Annotated in this window: 18 protein-coding genes and 1 pseudogene; 11 read left to right on the plus strand and 8 right to left on the minus strand. The window is 65.8% G+C overall.

What is annotated here, in order from left to right; genetic code table 11:
- Positions 1-7 precede the first annotated feature (7 nt).
- The gene (locus WV31_RS09570) at positions 8-2,053 is read left to right on the plus strand and encodes a methyl-accepting chemotaxis protein (RefSeq protein ID WP_085373334.1); all 2,046 of its coding nucleotides are present in this window, start codon (positions 8-10) and stop codon (positions 2,051-2,053) included.
- Here the strand turns inward: WV31_RS09570 and WV31_RS09575 are convergent.
- The 4 genes from WV31_RS09575 to WV31_RS09590 form a co-directional block, all read right to left on the minus strand.
- On the minus strand, positions 2,050-3,837 hold the full coding sequence (locus tag WV31_RS09575) for a hypothetical protein (RefSeq protein ID WP_085373335.1): 1,788 nt from the start codon (positions 3,835-3,837) through the stop codon (positions 2,050-2,052). The two genes, WV31_RS09570 and WV31_RS09575, sit on opposite strands and share 4 nt — an antisense overlap.
- A gap of 238 nt (positions 3,838-4,075) precedes the next feature.
- The gene (locus tag WV31_RS09580; RefSeq protein WP_085373336.1) at positions 4,076-5,071 is read right to left on the minus strand and encodes a cytochrome-c peroxidase; all 996 of its coding nucleotides are present in this window, start codon (positions 5,069-5,071) and stop codon (positions 4,076-4,078) included.
- Between the two features lie 251 nt (positions 5,072-5,322).
- Entirely contained in the window at positions 5,323-6,732 is a 1,410-nt protein-coding gene (gene pntB, locus WV31_RS09585; RefSeq protein WP_085373337.1) for a Re/Si-specific NAD(P)(+) transhydrogenase subunit beta, read from the minus strand.
- A gap of 10 nt (positions 6,733-6,742) precedes the next feature.
- Positions 6,743-8,329, minus strand: a complete 1,587-nt coding sequence (locus WV31_RS09590; RefSeq protein ID WP_085373338.1) for a Re/Si-specific NAD(P)(+) transhydrogenase subunit alpha — start codon at positions 8,327-8,329, stop codon at positions 6,743-6,745.
- Positions 8,330-8,542: 213 nt separating this feature from the next.
- Between WV31_RS09590 and WV31_RS09595 the strand changes: the two genes are divergently transcribed.
- Both WV31_RS09595 and WV31_RS09600 read left to right on the plus strand, forming a co-directional pair.
- Positions 8,543-9,376: a DUF3108 domain-containing protein gene (locus tag WV31_RS09595; protein ID WP_085373339.1), complete on the plus strand. Its 834-nt coding sequence runs from the start codon at positions 8,543-8,545 to the stop codon at positions 9,374-9,376.
- 95 nt (positions 9,377-9,471) lie between these two features.
- Positions 9,472-11,622 (plus strand): methyl-accepting chemotaxis protein, encoded by a 2,151-nt coding sequence (locus WV31_RS09600; protein ID WP_085373340.1) that lies wholly within the window; start codon positions 9,472-9,474, stop codon positions 11,620-11,622.
- Between the two features lie 14 nt (positions 11,623-11,636).
- Here WV31_RS09600 and WV31_RS09605 read toward each other — a convergent pair whose 3' ends face one another.
- Positions 11,637-13,424 carry a M3 family oligoendopeptidase gene (locus WV31_RS09605; RefSeq protein ID WP_085373341.1) on the minus strand — a complete coding sequence of 596 codons (1,788 nt, stop codon included), beginning with the start codon at positions 13,422-13,424 and terminating at the stop codon, positions 11,637-11,639.
- Between the two features lie 105 nt (positions 13,425-13,529).
- Here WV31_RS09605 and WV31_RS22760 point away from each other — a divergent pair.
- The 4 genes and pseudogenes from WV31_RS22760 to WV31_RS09620 form a co-directional block, all read left to right on the plus strand.
- A pseudogene (locus WV31_RS22760) lies at positions 13,530-14,486 on the plus strand (AMP-binding protein); the annotation flags it as partial.
- 109 nt (positions 14,487-14,595) lie between these two features.
- Positions 14,596-15,318 (plus strand): AMP-binding protein, encoded by a 723-nt coding sequence (locus WV31_RS22825; RefSeq protein WP_442915570.1) that lies wholly within the window; start codon positions 14,596-14,598, stop codon positions 15,316-15,318.
- 153 nt (positions 15,319-15,471) lie between these two features.
- Positions 15,472-16,383 carry a response regulator gene (locus WV31_RS09615; protein ID WP_085373342.1) on the plus strand — a complete coding sequence of 304 codons (912 nt, stop codon included), beginning with the start codon at positions 15,472-15,474 and terminating at the stop codon, positions 16,381-16,383.
- Between the two features lie 127 nt (positions 16,384-16,510).
- Positions 16,511-17,464, plus strand: a complete 954-nt coding sequence (locus tag WV31_RS09620) for a two-component system response regulator (protein ID WP_237051561.1) — start codon at positions 16,511-16,513, stop codon at positions 17,462-17,464.
- 13 nt (positions 17,465-17,477) lie between these two features.
- Here WV31_RS09620 and WV31_RS09625 read toward each other — a convergent pair whose 3' ends face one another.
- Together WV31_RS09625 and WV31_RS09630 are read right to left on the minus strand one after the other, a co-directional pair.
- The gene (locus WV31_RS09625; protein ID WP_085373344.1) at positions 17,478-18,545 is read right to left on the minus strand and encodes a hypothetical protein; all 1,068 of its coding nucleotides are present in this window, start codon (positions 18,543-18,545) and stop codon (positions 17,478-17,480) included.
- Between the two features lie 87 nt (positions 18,546-18,632).
- Positions 18,633-19,439, minus strand: coding sequence for a cell envelope integrity EipB family protein (locus WV31_RS09630; protein ID WP_085373345.1), 807 nt, complete (start codon positions 19,437-19,439; stop codon positions 18,633-18,635).
- Positions 19,440-19,660: 221 nt separating this feature from the next.
- Here WV31_RS09630 and WV31_RS09635 point away from each other — a divergent pair, with 221 nt between their 5' ends.
- Together WV31_RS09635 and WV31_RS09640 are read left to right on the plus strand one after the other, a co-directional pair.
- Complete coding sequence (locus tag WV31_RS09635) at positions 19,661-19,921, plus strand: hypothetical protein (RefSeq protein ID WP_085373346.1); 261 nt, start codon at positions 19,661-19,663, stop codon at positions 19,919-19,921.
- A complete protein-coding gene (locus tag WV31_RS09640) occupies positions 19,918-20,403 on the plus strand; it encodes a hypothetical protein (RefSeq protein WP_085373347.1) in 486 nt (161 codons plus the stop codon). The genes WV31_RS09635 and WV31_RS09640 overlap by 4 nt, the downstream gene beginning before the upstream one ends.
- A 371-nt stretch (positions 20,404-20,774) precedes the next feature.
- Here WV31_RS09640 and aspS read toward each other — a convergent pair whose 3' ends face one another.
- Positions 20,775-22,571: an aspartate--tRNA ligase gene (gene aspS / locus WV31_RS09645; protein ID WP_085375539.1), complete on the minus strand. Its 1,797-nt coding sequence runs from the start codon at positions 22,569-22,571 to the stop codon at positions 20,775-20,777.
- 183 nt (positions 22,572-22,754) lie between these two features.
- On the opposite strand from aspS, the gene WV31_RS09650 reads away from it, so the two are divergent.
- Complete coding sequence (locus WV31_RS09650) at positions 22,755-23,348, plus strand: response regulator (protein ID WP_145980787.1); 594 nt, start codon at positions 22,755-22,757, stop codon at positions 23,346-23,348.
- A gap of 49 nt (positions 23,349-23,397) precedes the next feature.
- A complete protein-coding gene (gene rnd / locus WV31_RS09655; protein WP_085373349.1) occupies positions 23,398-24,597 on the plus strand; it encodes a ribonuclease D in 1,200 nt (399 codons plus the stop codon).

Here is a 24,597-nt window from a genome sequence, read left to right on the forward strand (position 1 = left end):
TCTAGCCATGGAAATACTGCGTAATCTTAGGATTGGGCGACGTATTCTTCTGGCTTTTCTACTTCCGGTTTTCGGTCTTGTCGCCTTTTCCGGCTATGTGATCGTCCTGCGCTGGCTGGTGGTCAACGATACCAGCGGGCTGATCCGCATGGCCGCCACCGCCAACAGCGTGAGTGCCGTCGTCCATGAACTGCAGAAGGAGCGCGGCGCCTCGTCGCTCTACGTGGCCAGCGGCCGCAAGCAGTTCGGCGACCGGGTCGAGGCCCAGCGCAAGCTGTCCGACGACATGGCCAAGCGGTTCGAGGAGCAGTCCGGGGACGCCGCCGCCGCCCTGGGGCCGGATTTCGCCGCCTCGCTGACCAAGGCGCGCGAGGCGCTGGCCAGCCGGACCAAGCTCCGCGCCGACATCGAAGCCGGCGCCATGGACCGCAACGGCCTGTTCCAGGCCTATACCGCCATGATCAAGGTCCAGCTGGACATGGTCGGCCAGATGGCCCGCCAGACCCCCGACAAGAAGGCCGCCGAGGCGGTCAGCGCCTATCTCGCCTTCATGGAGGCCAAGGAGCGGGCCGGTCAGGAGCGGGCCACCGGCTCGGCCGGCTTCGCCGGAACCTTCGATCCGGTGATCTATCGCCGCCTGGTGTCGCTGATCGCCGACCAGGAGATGCTGTTCTCCCATTTCATCCGCACCGCCTCGCCCGAACTGGTGGCCTTTTTCCGCGACAAGATGGGCGATCCCATCGTCGCCGAGGTCAATGCCATGCGCGAAGCCGCCCACGCCAAGGCCCTGGCCGGCGGCGAGGGCGTCCCCGCCCCCAAGTGGTTCGAGGCCACCACCAAGCGCATCGACCTGATGAAGGTGGTCGAGGATCGCATCGCCACGGATCTGGTGGCGTCCGCCACCAAGACCAGCTCCGACGCCCAATTGTTCCTGTGGGGCCAGATCATCGCGGTGATCGGCGGCCTGGGAATCACCTTCGCCGCCGCCGGTGTGCTGGCCCGCGGCATCACCGGCCCCATCGGCCACATCACCCAGGCCATGAGCCGGCTGGCCACCGGCGACACCTCCATCTCGGTGGACGGGCTGCAACTGCAGACCGAGGAAGGCGAGATGGCCCGTGCCGTCGAGGTCTTCCGCAACAACCGCATCGCCGCCGAGGCCCTGGCCGCCGAGCAGAAGGCCGAGCAGGAGGCCAAGGAACGCCGCCGCCAGGCCATCGAGCAACTGACCGCCACCTTCCGCCAGGAGGTATCCGGCGCCCTGGCGGCGGTGGGCGACGCCACCCGCCTGCTGGACAATTCGGCCAATTCGCTGGGCGCCTCGGCCCAGAGCATGGAGGGCCACGCGGCCGCCGTGGCCGCCGCCGCCGAGGAGGCCAGCATCAACGTCGAGACCGTGGCCGGCGCCGCCGAGGAATTGTCCGCCTCCATCAACGAGATCAGCCGTCAGGTGGCCACCTCGGCCCAGGTGTCCCAGGAGGCGGTGGCCGAGGCCGAGCGCACCAACGCCCTGGTCCACGGGCTGGCCGACGCGGCGCGCAATATCGGCGAGGTGGTCACCATGATCGGCGACATCGCCGGCCAGACCAACCTGCTGGCCTTGAACGCCACCATCGAAGCCGCCCGCGCCGGCGAGGCGGGCAAGGGGTTCGCCGTGGTGGCCAACGAGGTCAAGAATCTCGCCACCCAGACCGGCAAGGCCACCAGCCAGATCACCGAACAGGTCAGCGCCGTGCAATCGGCCACCGATCAGGCCGTTGCGGCCATCCAGAGCATCGGCGCCATCATCGAACGCATCAATCAGGTCTCCTCGGCCATCGCCGCGGCGGTGGAGGAACAGGACGCCACCACCCGCGATATCGCCCGCAACGTGGCCGAAGCCGCCGACGGCACCCGCGACGTCTCGCGCCACGTCACCGACGTCACCAGCGAGGCCGGTGAAACCGGCAAGACCGCCACCGACGTGCTGGGGGCCGTCCAGGCGCTCGGCCGCCAGTCGGAGACCCTCAACACCTCGGTCCAGCGCTTCCTGGCGGGGGTGGAGCGGGCCTAGGGGATGGAATTGCCGGTGGGGCGCGGCACCAACCGCCCCTTCAGGACCGGCTGCTCCGCACGCAGGAAATAACCGGTCTCGTGGACCGAGCCGGGCTGTATCAGGAGTGACGGCGGGGGCTCTGAGAACTTTGCCGAGAAATAATAGGCGCTGTCCACGCCACGTCCACACCCCTTCGATCGCGAGCACACCCGGATGTAGGTGCGGTCATCGGTGAACATGAGGTCGCGGCCCAGGAAGCCCCGATAGACGTAATAGCGGTGGATGGGGTTGCCCAGAACCTGGCGGGAAACATAATCCCCATCGGCCAGTTCTCGGGAAAAGGCACGGGCTTCGTCCGTGTCTTTACGCGGTTCCCGCCCGGCAAACTCGGTTATGACATTCCCACTTTCCATCACGGACAGGAATACCCAACCCGTAGCGACCAGGATTATGGCCGCAGCCGCTGGCCGCGCGCCGCTGGGTACAGGAATACGCCGCCCCAGCCAGACCAGCCCCGCCCCGGACATCATCGCGCAGAGCGGCAGCAGGAACTGCCATATCCGCGACGGCGGCAACTGCTGCCCCACCAGAACGAATACGGGCGACACGCCGATCAGCAGGGACAGGCACAGGCTGCGAGCGGTCCGCTCGACGCAGAGGCCCACCGCCAGTCCAAGCGCAAGCATCATGGCCAGCGGCGCGGGAATATCGAGCCCCCACTCCGACGAGACTTGGACTATCTGCCCCCGGAGCAGGTCCCACGCGCCGATTCCGACCTGACCGACGAGATGGTCGCCGGTGGACAGCCCCTTGACCCCATGCATCAGCAGCAACGGACTCATCAGCACCATAAGCCCAAGAACGGTCATGGCGCTGATCATCGCCGGCCAGGTCAGCAGCCGCCGCCATTTCCTGCCGTCCCCGGAGCCGAGGATACAGATAGCCAGAAACACCATGGCGGCGACATACCCGAAGACCATGGATTGGACGCTGAATCCAGCCAATATGGACAACAGGGCTACCGTCAGCAACGCGCCCCGGTTGCCGGTCCGGACCAGATAGGGAATCACCGCCAGGGTCAGCACGAAGGCGAAGGTTCCGGAGATGTAGCCCCGCGCTGCGACGGAATAGGCGACCAACGGCCAGGCGATTGTGGCAATGGCGGCGGCGATCAGCCCAGTCAAGCGATCGAACTGCACCGCTCCACACCAGAAGACGGCCGGCACCAAGGCGAGGCCGAAAATCAGATATGGCAACCGGACGGCCCACTCCGCCGAGCCGAAAAGGGCCATCGAAGCCGATGTCGCCAAAATGGGCAGGTTATGCAGGGACGTCCTGAGGCTTGTAAGTGATAGAAAGAGCGGATCCATCCCCATGAAAAAAATATCAGCCTCGTCATAGGTCATGTCAGCATTGATGTAGCGAAGCCTAACAACAGCAGCCATGATAAATAAAATAAACAATGATAAAGTTATGACATCAACACGGAAATTTGTGCGCCACGATCTCTTAACGTCTTCCATCATGAGCAAAATGTCGGCCATTATGATGGCATGTGCTCTCATGATGCTTTTCTTCATTGCGATCATCAGGAAAGAACATGCCGTCAGTAGGCCGGCAAATACGAGATAGGAGGCGAACATGTTCTGATGACGGCTGGCGGAATAGGTGACGGCCACGCTACGCCCCGCGATGGACCGGGCCATGTCCGAGATTGTAGAGGGGTCCATAAAGGCCAGCCCCACAAAAGCGACGGCCAGCAATCCCGCCACGCAGGACGAAAAATAGATCAGAACAACCATCGGATTTCCCTGCCAGCTCCGCGATCAATCCGGTCGAATTTGGCCGGTATCCTTCACGCCTCGGGCGGCGAAAGCAAGTTCCATTGCGTCCATTCAGGCTTTCCCACCCAACCTAGCGCTCCGCCCCTCCCCGGCCCGGCAGAGCTGAACCACCCGAGTCCGCACAACGCCGTCTCCCCCTTCAACAGGAAGGGGCCGGAAATGATCCGGCCCCTGTTTTAGCCAAAATCCCCAGGCCTTACTTGTCGAAAGGCTGCGGACGGGGGGTGTTCTCGTTGGAGGGCGGCAGGATGGGCAGCGCGAAGCTGGGCTGCTCGCCGGTCAGGCTCTTCAGGAAGGCCACGATCTTGCCGTTCTCCTCGGGGCTGAACTTCTTGCCCAACTGGATGCGGCCCATGGTGTCCACCGCATCGGCCAGGGTGGCGGCCTCGCCGTCATGGAAGTAGGGGTAGGTCAGTTCGACGTTGCGCAGCGTCGGCACCTTGAAGAAGAAGCGGTCGGCCTCGTCCTTGGTCACCGCGACGCGGCCCTCGGCCGGGCTGGACGACGTGTAGGGCTCGACCACGCCCATCTTCTGGTAGGTGTTGCCGCCCGCGGCCGCGCCGTTGTGGCAGCCGGTGCAGCCCGAATCCTTGAACAATTCGTAGCCGGCCACTTCCTGGGCCGAAAGCGCCTTCTTGTCGCCCTTCAGCCACTTGTCGAAGCGCGAATTGGGGGTGACCAGGGTCTCCTCGAAGGCGGCGATGGCCTTGGTAACGCCGTCCACGGTGATCTTGTCCGACTTGAACACCTTCTTGTACTCGGCCACATAGGCCGGAATGGACTGCAGCACCGACAGCGCCAGGGTGTGGGTCGAGGCCATCTCGCCGGGATTGGCGATGGGGCCGCCCGCCTGGTCCTGCAGGGTGAGCGCACGGCCGTCCCAGAACTGGGCCAGGTTCAGGCTGGAGTTCAGCACGGTGGGCGCGTTGATCGGCCCCTTCTGCCAGTTGTGGCCGATGGAGGTCTTGAGGTTGTCGGTGCCGCCCATGGACAGGTTATGGCAGGAATTGCACGAGATGAACCCCGACTTTGACAGGCGGGTGTCGAAATAGAGCTTCTTGCCCAGTTCGACCATCCCGGCATCCTTGACCTTCGGCGGAAGGATGGGCTGGATCGGCTCGGATGCCGCCAGGGCCGGGACGGCTCCCAGTCCCAGGAAAAGGGCGAGCGAAAGCGTCATGCGTCTGATCATGGCATGGTACCCCTGATATGGATTTTCAGTGCGTGACCACACCCGGAGGACTTCCCCCGCCCCGCCGGTTCTCTCTCTTTTCCGGCCGGACCCGGGATGCGAGCACCGGAGCATACTCACAAGATAATTGTGGATTTGGAAGATGTATTTAGAATTCTTCTAACTCTAAACAATAAGCATATGGTCGAAAGCAAAGCGGCGGCCCTCCTTTCGGAAGGCCGCCGCCTGTTCAGGCTATGACGGGGAAGAGCTTAGCCCTTCAGCGCGCTCAGCACCTCGTCCAGCATCTTCTTGGCGTCGCCGAACAGCATCCGGTTGTTCTCCTTGTAGAACAGCGGATTATCGACGCCGGCATAGCCGGACGCCATGGAGCGCTTCATGACGATGGAGGTCCGGGCCTTCCACACCTCGAGCACCGGCATGCCGGCGATGGGGGAATTGGGGTCCTCCTGCGCCGCCGGATTGACGATGTCGTTGGCGCCGATGACCATGGCGACGTCCGTATCGGGGAAGTCGTCGTTGATCTCGTCCATCTCCATCACCACGTCATAGGGCACCTTGGCCTCGGCCAGCAGCACGTTCATGTGGCCGGGCATGCGGCCCGCCACCGGGTGGATACCGAAACGGACGTTGACGCCCTTGTCGCGCAGGTGCTTGGTGATCTCGAACACCGTGTGCTGGGCCTGTGCCACCGCCATGCCGTAGCCGGGAACGATGATCACGTTCTTGGCATCCTTCAGCAGTTCGGCGGTCTCGACGGCGCTGATCGGGCTGACCTCGCCGGCCGGCTGGCCGTCGCCCGCCGCCACCACGGTGCCGCCGCTGGTGCCGAAGCCGCCGGCGATGACGCTGACGAAGTTTCGGTTCATGGCCCGGCACATGATGTAGGACAGGATCGCGCCCGAGGAGCCCACCAGGGCGCCGGTGACGATCAGGAGGTCGTTGTTCAGCATGAAGCCGGTGGCCGAGGCCGCCCAGCCGGAATAGCTGTTCAGCATGGAGACCACGACGGGCATATCGGCGCCGCCGATGGCCATCACCATGTGGACGCCGAAGGCCAGCGCGATGCCGGTCATGACGATCAGGGCGAAGGAGCCGCCCCAGGCGCTTTCGGCGTTGACGAAAACCTTGCCGAAATAGATCACCACCAGCAGGCCGGCCAGATTGATCCAGTGACGGGCCGGCAGCAGCAGCGGCTTGCCATCGATCTTGGCCGACAGCTTGCCGAAGGCGATCAGTGAACCCGAGAAGGTGATCGCGCCGATCAGGATGCCGATATAGATCTCGATCTCGTGGATGGTCTTCTCGACGCCGACGAAGGTGTGGGCGGTGTCGGCATAGGAGGCGTAGCCCACCAGACAGGCGGCCAGACCGACCAGCGAGTGCATCAGGGCGACCAGCTCGGGCATCTGGGTCATCTGCACGGTGCGGGCGGCATACAGGCCGACCGAGCCGCCGATGGCCATGGCGATGATGATCCACGGCACGCCGCCCCAGGTGACTTCCGGCCCGAAGACGGTGGCGATCACCGCCAGCGTCATGCCGATCATGCCCAGCACGTTGCCGCGCCGCGAGGTCTCGGGATTGGACAGACCGCCCAGGCTGAGGATGAACAGGATGGTGGCACCGATATAGGAAACAGTAGCGAGACTCGAAGACATGGTGCCCCCCTTACTTGCGGAACATCGCCAACATGCGCTTGGTGACCGCGAAGCCGCCGAACATGTTGATCGAGGTGAGGATGATGCTGATCACCGCCAGAAGGCCGATGAAGAAGCCGGGACGCGACACGCCCTCGGCCAGCGGGGGGGAAATCTGCACCAGCGCGCCGATCACGATGATCGACGAGATGGCGTTGGTGACGCTCATCAGCGGCGTGTGCAGGGCCGGAGTGACGTTCCACACCACCATGTAACCGACGAAGCAGGCCAGCACGAACACGGTGAAATGGCCCAGGAAGGCGGCCGGCGCGTAGGAGCCGACGAACCAGAAGGCCAGGGCGCCGATGCCCATGACGATGGCCAGGGTCTTGACGCTCATGGGCTCGCCGGCGCCGTGGCCGTGGCCCGAGGACTTCTTCTCCGGCATGGCGGCGGCCGGCTTGGGCGCGGGCGGAGCCGGCAGCACCAAAGGCGGCGGCGGCCAGGTGATCTCGCCTTCCTTGATGACGGTGAGGCCGCGGATGGCGTCGTCTTCCATGTTGACGTCGATGGTGCCGTCCTTGGCCTTGCACATCTCCTCGGTGAGGCGCAGCAGGTTGGTGGCGTACAGGGTCGAGGCCTGCTTGGACAGGCGCGACGGCAGGTCGGCATAGCCGACGATGGTCACGCCGTGGCGCACCACCACCTCGCCCGGCACGGTCAGTTCGCAATTGCCACCCTGTTCGGCGGCCATGTCGACGATGACGCTGCCGGCCTTCATGGACTTGACCATGTCGGCGGTGATCAGCCGGGGCGCGGGCTTGCCGGGGATCAGGGCAGTGGTGATGATGATGTCCACTTCCTTGGCCTGTTGCGCGTACATCTCGCGCTGGGCGGCCTGGAAGCCCTCGCTCATCACCTTGGCATAGCCGCCGCCGCCCGAGCCCTCTTCCTCGTAATCCACACGCACGAATTCTGCGCCCATGGACTTGACCTGATCGGCCACCTCGGCGCGGGTGTCGTTGGCGCGCACGATGGCGCCCAGGCCCACGGCGGTGCCGATGGCGGCCAGACCGGCCACGCCGGCGCCGGCGATGAACACCTTGGCCGGCGGAACCTTGCCCGCGGCGGTGATCTGGCCGGTGAAGAAGCGGCCGAACTGGTTGGCGGCCTCGACCACGGCGCGGTAGCCGGCGATGTTGGCCATGGAGGACAGCGCGTCCATCTTTTGGGCGCGGCTGAGCTGGCGCGGCACGCAATCCATGGCCAGCACGGTGATCTTGCGGGCCTTCAGGGCCTCCATCAGCTCGGGGTTCTGGGCCGGCCAGATGAAGCCGATCAGGATGGTGCCTTCCTTGATCAGCGCCACCTCGTCCATGCTGGGCGCGCGGACCTTGAACACCACGTTCGACGAATCCCAAAGCTCGGTCGCGCTCTTGGCGATGGAGGCGCCGGCCGCCATATAGGACTCGTCATCGAAATTGGCGAGCGCGCCCGCCCCCGTCTCGACCACCACCGAGAAGCCCAGCTTGATCAGCTTCTCGACGACGTCGGGAACCGTTGCCACCCGCTTCTCGTTGGGGAACGTTTCCCTGGGAACACCAATGGTCAGAGACATGGCTTCTCCTGTTGTTGGCTGTTACTGCATTTGCCGTACATTTTGCCCAGAACAATGCCTTCTGAGCGGCGGTTTGCCAAGCCCGATCTGGATTGAAAATCAGTCGTTTGGACCTATTTTACTCTAGACGGCGCCCATGGGAGCCGCATGACCTTGATCAAGGCGCCGACGGCGAGGATCACGCCATCCTGGCCGGCGTTTCCAGGAGGAACCATGGCCAGGCCAGCGGCAATCGCCACCGTTTTCGCCGCCGCCCTCGGGGCGGCGTCGCCGGCCGCCGCCGATCCCCTGGGCTGGCGCTACGAGATCATGTGGGGCGGCTTTCACGCCGGGGACATGGCGGTGACCCGCGACCAGCAGGGCGAAGCGGTCCGTACCGGCATGACCATCCGCACCGTCGGCCTGTTCGACAAGCTCCTGCGGCTGCGCTTCTCGGCCGAGGGCGGCGGCCGCGATGCGGGGGCGGGCGAACTGGGGTCCGAGCATTACCAGACCCGTTTCAGGGGCCGCTACCAGGAGCAGATGCTGCGGGTGCATTACACCGGCGGCGAGGCCGTCACCGTGCTCGATGAGGTGCTGGCGGTGTTCGCGCCGCCGCCGGACGACGACGAGCCCGCCCCCGCCGTGCCGCCCGAGGCCAGGCGGGGCGTGCGCGACCCGCTGACCAATGTCTCGGTGGTCGGCCGCAAGGCCCGGCAGGCCGTGGCCGGGAACGGACCGGCCAATTTCCGGGTGGCCGGCTATGACGGCCGCCGCGCCTATGATTTCGACGTGGCGGTCAAAGGGCCACGGCACATCGACATCCGGGGCCGGGGATACGATTCCATCGAGCTGGCCATGGTGCTGCGCCCGGTGGCCGGCTTCAAGCCGCGCTTCCAGAAAATGTGGTCCGGGGCCGAGTACATCGTCCACCTGGACCCCGACAGCCTGCTGCCGTTACGCATCTACACCGACAGCTTCGCCGCCGCCACGGTGATCAACGCCGTCGAGCCCTGCCGGGTGGCGGCGGAACAATGCGCCCCCCTGGTTGCATCGGGCGAGCCGTAATCCTTGTATCTCATCCTTCCTGCATATTAGGCTTGACGCCAAAGAGTGTGCGGACGCGCCGGCATGAACCGGATGCGCCAAGGGAGGCAGAAACCATGGGAATGCTCGACGCCCTTTCGGGGCTGCGGATCACCACGCGTCTTTGGCTGCTGGGCGGCCTGCCCCTGGCCGGTCTGGCCGCGGTCTTCGTCGCCGATTCCGTGCAACTCAAGGAAGAGATGGTGGAAGCGCGCGAGGTCAAGCTGCGCCATGTGGTCGAGACGGCATCGGGCGTGCTGGAACACTACGCCGAAGAGGCGCGCCAAGGCCGCATGAGCGAGGATCAGGCCAAGGCCGCCGCCATGGGCGCCGTCAAGAAGATGCGCTACGAAAAGGTCGAATACCTGTGGATGAACGACATGGGCAAGCCCGTGCCCAGGATCGTCATGCATCCCATCTCGCCCCAGCTGGACGGTAAGGTGCTCGACGATTCCAAGTTCAACAAGGCCACCTCCATGCGGGCCGGCAATTCCGGCCCGTTCGAACCGCTGAACAACGTCAATCTGTTCGGCGCCTTCGTCACGGTGGTCGACAGGGCCGGACAGGGCTATGTCACCTATGACTGGCCCAAGCCCAAGGACGGCGGCGGCGTCACCACCGAGACCTATCCCAAGATGTCCTACGTCAAGGGCTTTCCCCAATGGGGCTGGCTGATCGGCTCGGGCGTCTACATCGACGACATCGATACCGCCTTCAAGGCGGAACTGGCCCAGCGCGGCGTGTTGCTGGCCGCCATCCTGGCGGTGGTCGGCGGCCTTGGCCTGCTGATCACCGGCAGCGTCTCGTCAGGCTTTAGGGCGCTGCATCACGATGTGAACACCCTGCGCACCGGCGCGGCGGGCGACGCCATGCAGCTCAGCCCCCAGCGCCGGGACGAGTTCCGCGAGGTGGCCGAGGTGCTGGGCGAGATGGCCCAAACCCGCAGCCGTCTCGACGCCGCCGAAGCCGAACGCCAGTCGGCGCGCAAGAAGGCCGACCACGACCGCTTCATCATGCAGCGCGACATGCTGCGCTCGCTGGTCCAGGCGGCCATGCTGGGCAACGAGGCCATGATCACCCTGTCGCGCATGAAGCGTGAAATCGACATGTCCACCGCCGAGGTGGGCCGCATGGCCCAGGCGGTGGACGACATGCGCGAATCCATCGAGGCCATCAACGCCGATTCCTCCCAGGCCGCCCAAGGCGCGGGCGAAGCCGGACAGGCGGCGGTCAGCGGCCTCGACGCCAGCCAGGAGGCGCTGTCGGCCTTCGAACGCATCGTCGCCGCCGTCAACGCCGCCGGCCAGAAAGTCCAGGGCCTGGCCGAGGCCTCGGCCCAGATCGGCGAGATCGTCACCGCCATCGAGACGGTGGCCGGCCAGACCAACCTGCTGGCCTTGAATGCCACCATCGAGGCAGCCAGGGCGGGAGAGGCGGGAAAAGGCTTCGCCGTGGTGGCGGGCGAGGTGAAGAACCTCGCCAACCAGACCGCCAAGGCCACGGTGGACATCCGTTCGCGCATCGAGGGCCTGCAGGGCGAGATGGGCTCCATCGTCGGCGCCATCAATGAGAGCACCGGCGCCGTCACCGAAGGCCGCTCCCTGGTGGGCGCGCTGGGCGACCGCCTGCACGGCATCGCCGATCAGGTGGGCTCGGTGCAGACCAGCATGACCACCATTTCCCACGTGCTGGACAGCCAGTCGGACACCGCCGGGCGGCTGGCCGACGGCACCACCCAGGTGGTCAGCCTGACCCAGGCCAACAACAAGCTGCTGGGCGACGTGCTGGAGGCCATGGGCCGCATGAGCCAGCACCTGGATTCCCAGGTGGGCAACTACGCCCAGCTGGGCTCGGGCGCCCTGCTGGTGGAGATCGCCAAGAACGACCACATCGCCTTCAAGCGCCGGGTGCTGGACGGCGTGCTGGGCCGCACCGATCTCAAGGCCGACGGCGTGCCCGACCACCACAATTGCCGCCTGGGCAAGTGGTACGACGCCATCACCGACAAGGCCATCTCGGGCAAGCCCGCCTATTCCAACCTGGTCACCCCGCACCAGGAGGTGCACGCGGCGGCCAAGCGGGCGCTGACCCACGCCGCCGACGGCGACCTGGACGGCGCCTTCGCCGCCATCGACGACATGAACAAGGCGTCGGTGGCCGTGGTCACCATGCTGGAAACCCTGGCCACCGAACTGGCCGCCCTGGAGGAGGCGCGGATGGCGGGGTGAGCCCCCGCCCCCCCCTACATCGCCTCCAATTCGTCGATGAAGCCGATGACCACGTCCAGGCCCTGGCGCCAGAATTGCGGGTCGCCGGCATCCAGGCCGAACGGGGCCAGCAGGTCCTGGTGGCGCAGCGTGCCGCCGGCCCGCAGCATGTCCAGGTATTTGGCGGGGAAGTCGGCAATGCCGCCCTTGGCGTAGACCGAGTACAGCGAGTTCACCAGGCAATCGCCGAAGGCGTAGGCGTAGACGTAGAACGGCGAATGGACGAAGTGGGGGATGTAGGTCCAGAAGTGCCTGTACTCGTCGTGGAAGCGGAAGGCCGGGCCTAAGCTGTCGGCCTGGACGCTCATCCACAGCTCGCCGATGCGCTCGGGTGACAATTCGCCCCGGCGGCGCTCGTCGTGCAGCAGGGATTCGAACTCGTAGAACGCCACCTGGCGCACCACGGTGTTGATCATGTCCTCGACCTTGGAGGCCAGCATGATGCGGCGGCTCTTCGGGGACGTTTCGCGCTCGAGCATGGCGCGGAAGGTCAGCATCTCGCCGAACACCGAGGCGGTCTCGGCCAGCGTCAGCGGCGTGTCGGACATCAGCGGCCCCTGAACGCCCGCCAGCACCTGATGCACACCGTGGCCCAGCTCATGGGCCAGGGTCATCACGTCCCTGGACTTGCCCAGGTAGTTGACCAGCAGATAGGGATGCACCGAGGGCACGGTGGGATGGGCGAAGGCGCCGGGCGACTTGCCGGGGCGCACGGGGGCATCGATCCAGTTGTTGTCGAAGAAGCGCTTGCCCACCGCCGCCATGTCGGGCGAGAAGGCGTGATAGGCCCCCAGCACCGTGTCGCGGGCCTGCTCCCAGGTGTATTTGCGGTCGTCGTCGTCGGGCAGCGGCGCGTTGCGGTCCCAGTAATCCATCTTGTCGACGCCGAACCACTTGGCCTTGAGGGCATAATAGCGGTGGGACAATTGGGGAAAGCAGCCCTTGACCGCCGACACCAGGGCGTCCACCACCCCGTCCTCAACCTGGTTGGACAGGTTGCGGTAGGATTGGGGCCGGGCGTAGTTGCGCCACTTGTCCTCGATCTCCTTTTCCTTGGCCAGCGTGTTGGTGATCAGCGCGAACAGCGGCGCGTTGTCGCCCAGCACCTTGCCCAGACTCTTGGCGGCTTCCTTGCGCCGGGCGCCGTCCTTGTCGCTGAGGCAGTTGAGCACCTCGGCCGAGGTGACCTCCTTGCCGCCCAGGGGAAAGCGCAGCCGGGCCATGGTCTCGTCGAACAGCCGGTTCCAGGCCGCCGTGCCCACCACGTGCAGCTCGTGCAGCATCTTTTCCGCCTCGTCCGACAATTGGTGCGGACGGAAGACGCGCAAATCGCGCAGCCAGGGGCCGTAATGGGCCGCCTCGGGGGCCTTCAGCTTCTCGGCCAGGACGGCATCGTCCAGGCGGTTGATCTCCAGGGTGAAGAACAGGGTATGGGTGGAGATGTCGGTGACCCGCTCCTGCATGCCCTGATAGAAGCGGCCGCGCTCGGAATCCGAGACGTCGCCGGAATAGAGCAGCTGGGCATAGGACATGGCGCGGTAGATGATCTGGCCGATGCGCTCGTACTCGGCGATGGCCCGGCCCAGCTCGGCCCCGGGCAGCCCGGCCAGCTTGCCGGCATAGGTGGCCTCGAAGGCCTGGGACGCCGCGGCGGCCGCCTGCAGGTCGGCCTCCAGCTCCGGCGAATCCGGCGCGGGGTAAAGATCGGAAAGATCCCATTCGGGAAGAGTGCCGAGATCGCTGGCCGGTGCTACAAAGGTCATTCGCTGTCTCCTTGCTGCAACACAATATAAGGAGGCCGCAACGGCGCGAACAGGGAGTTTCGACGCATGGAGGTCGAGTTCGCCCGGCAGACCAGCCTGCCGGCCATGTTCCTGGGCCAGGCCGAACGGCTTGGCCATCGTCCCTTTCTCGGCCACAAGGCGGGCGGGGCATGGCATGCGCTGTCCTGGACCGAGACGGCGGACCGCGTCCTGGCCCTGGCCGCCGGACTGCGCGCCCTGGGTCTGGAATCCGGCGACCGGGTCATGCTGGTGGCCGAGAACCGCCCCGAATGGGCGGTGGCCGATCTGGCCATCATGGCCGCCGGCGGCATCAGCGTGCCCGCCTATACCACCAACACCGTGGCCGACCACCTGCACATCCTGGACAATTCCGGCGCCCGACTGGTGATCGTCTCCACCCGTTCCCTGGCCGAGCGCGTCCTGCCCGCCGCCGCCCGCTCGGACCGGGCGCCCGCCCTGATCGCCATGGAGCCCCTCTCCCTGGCCCAATCGCCCGGCGTCGACGTCCACACCTGGGATTCGGTGCTGGAGCTGGGACGCAGCGGGGCGGCGGCCGTCCGCGCCACGGTCGCCGGGCTGAAGCGCGACGACACCGCCTGCCTGATCTACACCTCGGGCACCGGCGGCGTGCCCAAGGGGGTGATGCTGTCCCACGGCGCCATCCTGTGCAACTGCATGGGGGCCGCCGACGTGCTGCGCGAATTGGGGCTGGAGAACGAGGTCTTCCTGTCCTTCCTGCCGCTGTCCCACGCCTACGAGCACACGGCGGGGCTTTACTTCCCCATCTCCATCGGCGCCGAGATCCGCTACGCCGAAGGGATCGAGCACCTGGCCTCCAACATGGCCGAAGTGTCGCCCACCATCATGACCGCGGTGCCGCGCCTGTACGAGACCATGCGGGCGCGCATCCTGAAAGGCTTGTCCCGGGTCAGCCCGCTGCGCCGCCGCCTGTTCATGGCGGCCCTGGATCTGGGCACGCGCCGCATCAAGGGCCGCCGTCTCGGCCCGCTCGACCGGCTGGCCGACATGGTGCTGGAGCGGCTGGTGCGCGACAAGGTCCGCACCCGCTTCGGCGGCCGCCTCAAGGCCTTCGTCTCGGGCGGCGCCCCCCCTGCCCTACGAGGTGGGAGCGTTCTTCCTGGCGCTGGGCGTGCGCATCCTGCAGGGCTACGGCCAGACCGAAGCCGCCCCCGTCATCGCCGTCAACCGCCCCGGCCACAACCGTATCGAAACCGTCGGCCCCGCCATGCTGGGCGTGGAGCTGAGGATCGCCGGCGACGGCGAGATCCTGGTGCGGGGCGAGCTGGTGATGCGGGGCTATTGGCGCGATTCCGCCGCCACCGCCCAGGCCATCGATGCCGACGGCTGGCTGCACACCGGCGATATCGGCGAGATCGACCCCGACGGCTGCCTGCGCATCACCGACAGGAAGAAGGACATCATCGTCAATTCGGGCGGCGACAACGTGGCGCCCCAGCGTATCGAGGGCTTCCTGACGCTCGAGCCGGAAATCGCCCAGGCCATGGTGCATGGCGATCGCCGCCCCCATCTGGTCGCCCTGATCGTCCCCGACCGCGACTGGGTCCAATCCTGGGCCGAGGCAAACGGCCAGTCCGATTCCTTGACGAACATCATGAACGGTGCGGAATTGCGTAAGGCGCTGTCCCTGGCAATCGATCGGGTAAATCGCCAACTCTCCCCCATAGAGAAGATACGGCGATTTATGGTTATTACCGCACCATTCGATATAGAGAATGGAATGCTGACCCCCACCCTCAAAATACGCCGCCATCAAATCAGGGCGATCTATGGCTCAGCCTTGGATGGTCTTTATGAAGAAAAGTCACAGGGTCGCGATCAGGCTTTCCAGTGAAGGATTTACCAACGAAAAGCGAATGGATTGTTAATGAAACCCCCGCCTCCCTGAATCGTGCAACACTCCTATCCTTCCGTATTGCTTTTTGACGACAGCTTGTTTTAAAACGTTCTCGCTTCCAAAGTCGAGCCCCAGAGACCGCCTGGACAGATGTCACAAGCCCTCCCCGCAATGCCCCTGGCCCCGGCCCCGGCCAATGTCGATCTGTCGAAGGTCAAGGCCCTGGTATGCGAGCCGAGCTTGCCCATCCGCCAGGGTATCCGGCTGGCTCTGAACAATGTGGGCATCCGCGAGATCATCGAGGCCAACACCTTCCTGGCCGCCCATCAGGCCTGCAAGGAGGGGGACCACGACTTCCTGGTCCTGAACCAGGAGATCGAGGCCAACGATTCCACCTTCATCATGCGCGAGCTGCGTTCGGGCAGCCTGGGCCGCGACCCCTTCATCCTGACGGTGATGCTGCTGGCGTCGCGCGAGGAGCCCAAGGTCCGTTCGGCCATCGATTGCGGCCCCGACGACCTGCTGCTGATTCCCTTTGCCCCCGACCAGCTGATGAATCGGCTGAGGGTGCTGGTCGAGCGGCGCAAGCCCTTCGTGGTGACCCACGATTATATCGGCCCCGACCGCCGCGCCGCGCCGCGCCCGGGCGCCACCTCGGCCACCCAGTTCCAGGTCCCCAACCCGGTGCGGGCCCGCGGCACCAATCTGCCCCGCGACCGCTATGACCGCCTGAAGCAGGATTCCATCGTCGCCATCGGCATCGAGCGCATCAAGCGCCTGGCCGCGACCATGGACTGGGAATGCAACGCCCTGACCGTCAGCGCCCGCGAAGGCAAGATGACCCCGGAAAGCACCTATCGCAGCCTGCTGAAGCTGGAACAGGTGACCACCGAATTGTCCAGCCGGGTCGCCAAGCAGCTGGGCCACGCCACCGAGACCATCGATGGCCTGACCGAACTTTGCCGCAGGTTGAAAGCAACCCCAAGCAATGTAATTTTTTCAGATATTGAAATGGTCACCCAGACATCGCGGCGGATTTCCGGTACCTATAGTTCGCGATAGACACCATCGACTTCAGTATTAAGGCACTTCGCCAAGCACCCCTGGAATACGACCCAGGCCGGTGTTAAATTATGCCCATTCGGGGACTATCACCCTGTCGCCCCTGTTTTTCCGGGGGATTGTGCATATGCTTATCGGCGATTCCGATACCCTTGCCTTTCAAGACCCCGAGGACGTGTGCGCCAAGTCGCCGTTCCACGTTCTGGTGGTCGAGGACGACCTGGTCCATTTCACCTATTGCGAACACGTCCTGCACAGCCTCTACGGCAAGGATCTGGTCCTGGAACGGGCGGTCGATTGCCAGGGCGCCATCGACCTGCTGAGCTCCGGCCGTTTCGATGTCTGCCTGCTGGATTACATGGTCAAGGGCGGCAACGCCAAGGATGTGCTGACCCGCATCGATTTCGGCATCATCGAGACGCCGGTGATCGTCATCAGCGCGCTGGACGACCGCGACACCATGCTCGACGCCCTGCGCTACGGCGCCGACGATTACGTGGTGAAGGGACGCTTCGCCGAAAGCGACCTGCACCGGGCGATTCAGTACGCCATCTATCGCAAGTACAAGGAAATGCGCCTGCGCCAGAGGGCGCTTTACGACCCGCTGACCGGATTGGCCAACCGCCACCTGTTCTTCGACCGCCTGGACGAGGTCCACCGTTTTTCCACCCGCCACGGCGAGAAATACGCGGTGATGGTGGTCGATCTCGACCGCCTGAAGCACGTCAACGACACCAAGGGCCACGAGGCCGGCGATCGCTATATCCGCGCCGCCGCCAACGCCCTGGTCTGCTCCATGCGCTCCAGCGACACGGTGGCGCGGGCCGGCGGCGACGAGTTCGTGGCCATCTTGAAGAACATCCGCGACAAGCAGAGCCTGATGCGGCTGTGCGGCGTGGTGAAGGACAACATCGCCGCCAAGGCCGCCGCCGAGGAGGATCTGCCCGGCCCGCTCACCTGCTCCATCGGCATCGCCGTCAATCCCGACGACACCGAAACCCCGGCCGAGATGCTGCGCCTGGCCGATGCCGCCATGTATCAGGTCAAGCGCCAGGGCGGCAACGGCTTCCGCTTCGCCTGATCCCGCACCCGTCTTATGCCGGGACCTCGGACCTGGGCGCGATGATGTCCAGGGTTTCCTGCAGCTGCGCCCGCTGGTCGCGCACGGTGGCGGCCTGGTCCGGCAGCCCCAGGGCAGTCAGGATGGCCGCCATGCTGTCCAGGGTGACGATCAGCGACGGCACCGCGTGGATGGGGTCGATACCCACCACCTCGTGGAACAGGTCGACGGCCTCGAGCGAACGGTCGAGACCCTCCTTGTATCGTCCCGCATCGTGGCAACGCCCCGCCAGATTCCCGATGGCCTGGGCCAGGGCAAGGCGATGAGCGGCATCATCCGCCTTGAACAGCATGCGGGCAAGATCCGCCGCTTCCGAGGCATGGGCCAGGGCCTTGTCGGTCTGCCCCGAACCGGCCAGGGCCGACGAGGCCTGCTGCAGGGTCAGCGCCAGCAGCTGGATCACCGCGGCCGGCGGCGATTCGCCGAACAGGCCGATCAGCAGGCGGCGGGTGTCGATGGCCTCGGGCCACAGGCCGATTTCGGTAAAGGCCATGGCGGCGCGGTGCAGAGCCTCGACCATGGAGCCGAGGAATTGCTGACCCACCTCGCCGCCGCCACGAAACACTTCCACCGCCTGGGCCAGTTCATCCACCGTGCCGGCGGTATCGCCGCACCGCATCTTCAGTCCGGCCAGGTTGATCAGCGACGAAACCAGCACGTAACGGGCCTGGTCGGGGCGGCTTTCCATGGCCTGGCGGGCGTGCTCCACCGCGTCGGCACCCACCGCCTGCGCCTCTTCCAGATGGGAGGCCTCGGCCAGCAGGTTGGATTGGGAATTGAGCAGCGAGGCCAGTTGCACCCCATAGGATTCGGGCTGGGCCGAGGCCAGGGCGCGGTACAGCGCCAGCGATTCGGAAACCGCCAGCAGACCGGCATCGGCATCGCCGCCGGCGATCTGCAGGTTGCCCAGTTGCCACAGGCATTCGGCATGGGCGGGATAGATGATGCCGGGATCGAATTCCAGACGGCGGCGGAAGTCGGCGGCCAGGGCGCCTAGGCGCGCAATCTCGGCGCCGGAACTGGCGGGCTCTAACGTGGTCAAAATGGCTTCTCCCCTCGCGAGGCCCCTTCTGGGCCCGGACACACCCCCGAGCGCACGCGCTCGCGGGGGTAGTCTAGGCCATCGTGGTTAACACTTCGTTCGAGGCAGGATCTCGATGGATTCAAGACGCCCCTTCAGGCTGAAGGTCTTGAATATCTGCTCGATATCCTCGGCCACGCCGTTGGCGTGATAGTTGAGCGACATCTCGAATTCCGGAAGCGGGTCGGTGCTGCCCATGGGGAAGAACGCCATGCGCATGGGCCAGGCCGGGGAATTGAGCAACGGGCTGACCACCGCGGCGGATTGCGGCGCCATGGCCCGGCCGATCTGGGCGCTGGTCTCCAGCGCGCCCTCCTCGCCCTGTCCGTCGAACAGCGGCCGCGCCAGGATGCGGCCGCCCTTGTTGGCGGTCTCGATCAGGCGGATGGTGTGGGCGGTGGGAAACAGCGTCCCCTTGGGCAGCTTGATGGTCCGCGCCTCGGGGCGGGTGTAGCTGGCGATGCCGCCCTGCCCCACGCCCTTGAGCTTGGCCGAGCCCTCCACCTCCTCGGTCACCTGCCCCTCGCGCGACTGGCGCACCCGGAAGCGGTAATTGAGGCCGTCCTTGGATTCCCAGCCCAGGAAGTCGGTGGTGGTCGCCACCTGCCCCCCCTCGGAATAGGCATAGGTGATCACCAGCCGGAATTCGGTGATCCAGCCGTCGCAGGCATCGATGAACTGATAGGTCCAGGCGCCGTTGGCATTGGCCATGCCGCTGCCCGAGCGCGAAGCCGACAATCCCATGCGATAGGTGGCGCGATGGGAGGCCAGATCGGCGGCCCACGCCGCCTCGGCCCCGACGATCGCCAATGCGGAGACGAGGCACCCCGACACCACCCCAATACTGCGCTTCATCCAATCCTCCGACGGGAAATCCCGCGATCATTATACACCGGCCGCGTCCGCCCACCAGAACAGACCGGGCCCGGCAGAATTTTCCTGGCCGTCCCGGCAGGAATTTCCCGGCCGCGCGGCCCTCCACCCGCCAATTGCCCGGTTTTCCACCGCTTTGGCATGGCACGCAACCTGCATCTTAGACATTGGGTTCGGGTCCAGGATTTTGGAGGAGGTGGCGAATGACATTCGAATTTTCACCCGACTGGATGGAAGCCCTGCTGCGGTCCCCCGATGTCGCCTCGACCGTCATGGGCCCATCGCCGCTGTCGCCGCCCGCCGCGCCGCCCGCCCACCCCAACGCCAGGCAAGTGGCCGCCCTGGTCGGCGAACTGTTCGCCGAAGGCACCCTGTCCGCCGAACAGTTCCACACCCTGCTGGCCGCCCCCGAACTGGAACCCTATCGCCACGTCCCCCTGCAACCCGCCGACAAGACGCCATGAATATCGGATCGACCCTTCTCCGCCTGTTCTCCGACCGCCCGCCGTCCGAAGCGCAGCGCGTTGAGCCGCGCCTGGGCAACGGGGTCGAGAAACAGTCTGTCGCCGAAAAGCCGGCCGAGCCCCTGGTCGCCCTGCCGCCGCCTTCGGCCCCGGCCGAGCCGCGCTTCGACCTGCGCAACATCTCGCCCAAGGAATTCGCCGACGTCACCCACGAGCTCTACATGGAGGGCACGCTGTCCTGGGACGAGTTCCAGATGATCGGCTTTCCCACCGAGCTCCACCCCCGCTACGACGAGACCATCGGCGCACTGACCGGCGAACCGGCCCGCCCCGACCACCCCAAGGACATGCTGGCCCGCTGGGAATCCCGCGTCGAATTCGAGCGCCGCTACAACCCCGACGCCGATCAGGTCCGCATCGCCGAAAACGCCCTGGCCAAGCTCAGCTGGCAGAACCAGCCGCCGGTGAAGATGAGCGCCTGAGGCGCTGCTCTTGGGCTCCGCCCAAACCCGCCAAAGGGCGCGGCCCTTTGGGAACCCTACGTACCCACCCCGTCATGGCCGGGCATCGTCCCGGCCATCCACGCGGATCCGCTGGAATGCCTTATGAAGCAATCGTCCCCGCGGATGGGCATGGATGCCCGGAACAAGTCCGGGCACGACGACACCAGAACTTGGTGGTGAAAAAACCCATCCGCTAGCACCCAGGCAATTAAACCGGACAGAAGTGGATCAAGTCCGGGCATGACGAGCCAACGACGTCCCAAAGGGCTCGGCCCTTTGGCGGGTTTGGGCTCCGCCCATGAAAAAGGGGGCCTTAGCCCCCTTCCTCACATCGACAGGATCGAAGAGCCTCAGCCCTCCTTGACCTCTTTCTTCGGCTTGGGCAGGTCCACCTTGAGGTGGAGTTCGCGCAGGCGTTCCATGGTGACCTCGGCGGGGGCCTGCATCAGGAGGTCCTGGGCCTGCTGGTTCATGGGGAACAGGATGATCTCGCGGATATTGGGCTGGTCGGCCAGCAGCATGACGATGCGGTCGACGCCGGGCGCCGAGCCGCCGTGGGGGGGCGCGCCGAACTTGAAGGCGTTGAGCATGCCGCCGAAATGCTCTTCCACGTGGGCGGCGGAATAGCCGGCGATCTCGAAGGCCTTGTACATGATGTCGGGGCGGTGGTTACGGATGGCGCCCGACGACAGTTCCACGCCGTTGCAGACGATGTCGTACTGATAGGCCTTGATGGTCAGCGGGTCCTGGTTCAGCAGCGCGTCCATCTCGCCCTGGGGCATGGAGAACGGGTTGTGGGAGAACTCGACCAGACCGGTCTCTTCGTTCAGCTCGTACATGGGGAAGTCCACGGTCCAGCAGAACTTGAAGACGTCCTTTTCCAGGAGATCCAGCTCGTTGCCGATCTTGGTGCGGACGAGGCCGGCGAACTTGGCGGCCGCCAGTTCCTTGTCGCAGGCGAAGAACACCGCGTCGCCGTCCTTCAGGTTGGCGGCGGCCTTGATGGCCTCGACCCGGGCGGGCTCCAGGTTCTTGGCGATGGGGCCCTTGGGACCGTCGGCGGCGAACTGGATGTAGCCCAGGCCGCCGGCGCCGTTCTCGCGCGCCCAGTCGTTGAGCTTGTCGAACCACGAGCGCGGCTGGCCGGCCGCGCCCGGCGCGGGGATGGCGCGCACCACGTTGCCCTTGTCCACCAGCTTGGCGAACAGGCCGAAGCCCGAGCCGCGGAAGGGCTCGGTGACGTCGGCGATGATGATGGGATTGCGCAGGTCGGGCTTGTCCGAGCCGTATTTCAGCATGGAATCGGCATAGGTGATGCGCGGGAACGGCGCGGGCGTGACGGCGCGGCCCTTGCCGAATTCCTTGAACACGCCTTCCAGCACCGGCTCGATGGCGGCGAAGACGTCGTCCTGGGTGACGTAGCTCATCTCGAAGTCGAGCTGGTAGAACTCGCCCGGGCTACGGTCGGCGCGGCCCGCCTCGTCGCGGAAGCAGGGGGCGATCTGGAAGTACTTGTCGAAGCCGGCGACCATGAGCAGCTGCTTGAACTGCTGCGGTGCCTGGGGCAGGGCGTAGAACTTGCCGGGGTGCAGGCGCGACGGCACCAGATAGTCGCGGGCACCTTCCGGGCTGCTGGCGGTCAGGATCGGGGTCTGGAACTCGGTGAAGCCCTGGCCGATCATGGCTTGGCGCAGATAGGCGATGACCTTGGAGCGCAGCATCATATTGGCGTGCACGTCGTCGCGGCGCAGGTCGAGGAAGCGGTACTTGAGGCGCATGTCCTCGGGGTATTCCTGGTCGCCGGCCACCTGGATGGGCAGCACGTCGGCGATGGACTGGATCTGCACCTCGGCCACCTGCAGCTCGATCTCGCCGGTGGGCAGGCGGGGATTGACGGTCTCGGCCGAGCGCTTGACCACCTTGCCGGTGACGGTGATGACGCTTTCGGGCCGGGCCTTTTCCAGGGTGGCGAAGACCGGGCTGGACACGTCGATGACGCACTGGGTCAGGCCGTAATGGTCGCGCAGGTCGACGAACAGCAGATTGCCGTGGTCGCGCTTGCGATGAACCCAGCCGGACAGCCGAGCCTGGATGCCGGCATCCGCCGCCTTCAACTGACCGCAGGTGTGTGACCGATAGACGTGCATGAAACCCTCGTACGCGATGCGCCAATTCAAAGCGGGAAGAAGGCATCCCGGGCCGTATTTTGTCAAGGCGGGATAACCCAATATTTACGAGTCGGGCGGCAAACTCGTTCCTGCAACCCGACCGGAGCGTGGACGGGATGCCGGCGGCCAGAAGGTCGCTGACTCTTGCCAGGATGGTGAGCCATGACGCACGACGCTACAGGTATGCGCGCCCTTCTGCGCAATCTCGATTCCCGCAGCCGCGACGTGGTCGCCCGCACCCTTGGGGTGCTGGGGTGCCGGACGCTGCGCGTCTCCGACCTGGACGCCCCCCTGGACGGGTCCGAGATGATCGACCTTCTGGTGATGGACGCCGATTCCGACGTAGAGGCCACCTGCGCCCTGGTCCGCGACATGCGCAGAGGCATCGGGACCGAAAACGCCTTCGCGGTGACGGTGCTGATGACCTCGCTGGCCCAGACCGAGCATCTGGCCCGCCTGCTCGATTGCGGCCCCGACGCCATCCTGGAAAAGCCCGTCGATCCGGTGAAGGTGGCCGAGCGCATCACCGAGCTGACCCGCAAGCGCCGCTGCTTCGTGGTCACCGAAACCTATGTGGGCCCCGACCGCCGGGCGCGGGGCATGCGGCCCGGCTCGCCGCCCGCGTCGCGGGTTCCGGTGCCCAATCCCTTGCGAGAAACCACGCTGTCGGGCATGAGCCGCGAGGAATTGCGCGACCTGATCCGCACCACGCGCGAGGCTTTGGACCGCAAGCGCTCGGGATACGCCATCGCTTGAGAAGCCGCCCGCTTGCCGGATCGCCCGCCAGGGTGTATCTGTGGCAGCCATGCCGATGATCTCCGACACCGAGTCGCTTGCGGCGTTCTGCCGCCGACTGAAATCCGCCCCGTTCGTCACCGTCGACACCGAATTCATGCGGGAGAAGACGTACTGGCCGCAGCTCTGCCTGGTGCAGGTCGCCGGCCCCGACGAGGCACGCGCCATCGATCCCCTGGCCCCGGGCATGGACCTGGCGCCGCTGTTCGAGCTGATGGCCGACACCAATGTCTTGAAGGTGTTCCACGCCGCCCGCCAGGACGTGGAAATCTTCCTGCATCTGGCCGACGCCATCCCGACCCCCATCTTCGACACCCAGATCGCCGCCATGGTCTGCGGCTTCGGCGACGCGGTGGGCTACGAGACCCTGGCCTCGCAGTTGGCCAAGGCCCGCATCGACAAATCCATGCGCTTCACCGACTGGTCCATGCGGCCGCTTTCGGAAAAGCAGGTGCAATACGCGCTGGCCGACGTCACCCATCTGCGCGTCGCTTATGAAAAGCTGGTGCGCAAGCTGGAACGGAACGGCCGCATCGAGTGGCTGGCCGAGGAAATGGCCCTGCTGACCGAGCCCGGCACCTATCGGGTGGACCCGGAGAACGCCTGGCGGCGGTTGAAGCCCCGCTCCACCTCGCCCCGCTTCCTCGGCGTCTTGAAGGAACTGGCCGCCTGGCGCGAGCGCGAGGCCCAGGACCGCGACCTGCCGCGCCAGCGCATCCTGCGTGACGAGACCCTGACCGAGATCGCCGCCCATCATCCCACCGACACCGCCGAGCTGGGCCGTACGCGCGGCATCGGCAAGGGCCTGGTGGAAGGCAAGATGGGCCAGGCCATCCTGGAGGCGGTCAAGCGCGGCATGGCCCTGCCCGAATCCGAATGCCCCAAGCCCGGTGACCGGGTGGACGTGCCCAAGGGCCTGGGCCCGGTGGTCGAGCTGTTGAAGGTGCTCTTGAAGATGAAGTGCGACGAGCACGGGGTGGCGGGCAAGCTGATCGCCAATTCCGCCGATATCGACGCCATCGCCGCTGACGACAACGCCGACGTTCCCGCCCTGCACGGCTGGCGGCGCGAGCTGTTCGGCGAGGACGCGCTGAAGCTCAAGCACGGCCGCCTGGGCCTGGGCTTCTGCACCGACGGACGCCGGCTGCGCACCGTGCCCATCGAGCCGGTGGAAGCCTGTGCCGAGGCCGAACCGGCGGCGGCCGACTGA

Source organism: Magnetospirillum sp. ME-1 (genome assembly GCF_002105535.1).
Classification (GTDB): Bacteria; Pseudomonadota; Alphaproteobacteria; order Rhodospirillales; family Magnetospirillaceae; genus Phaeospirillum.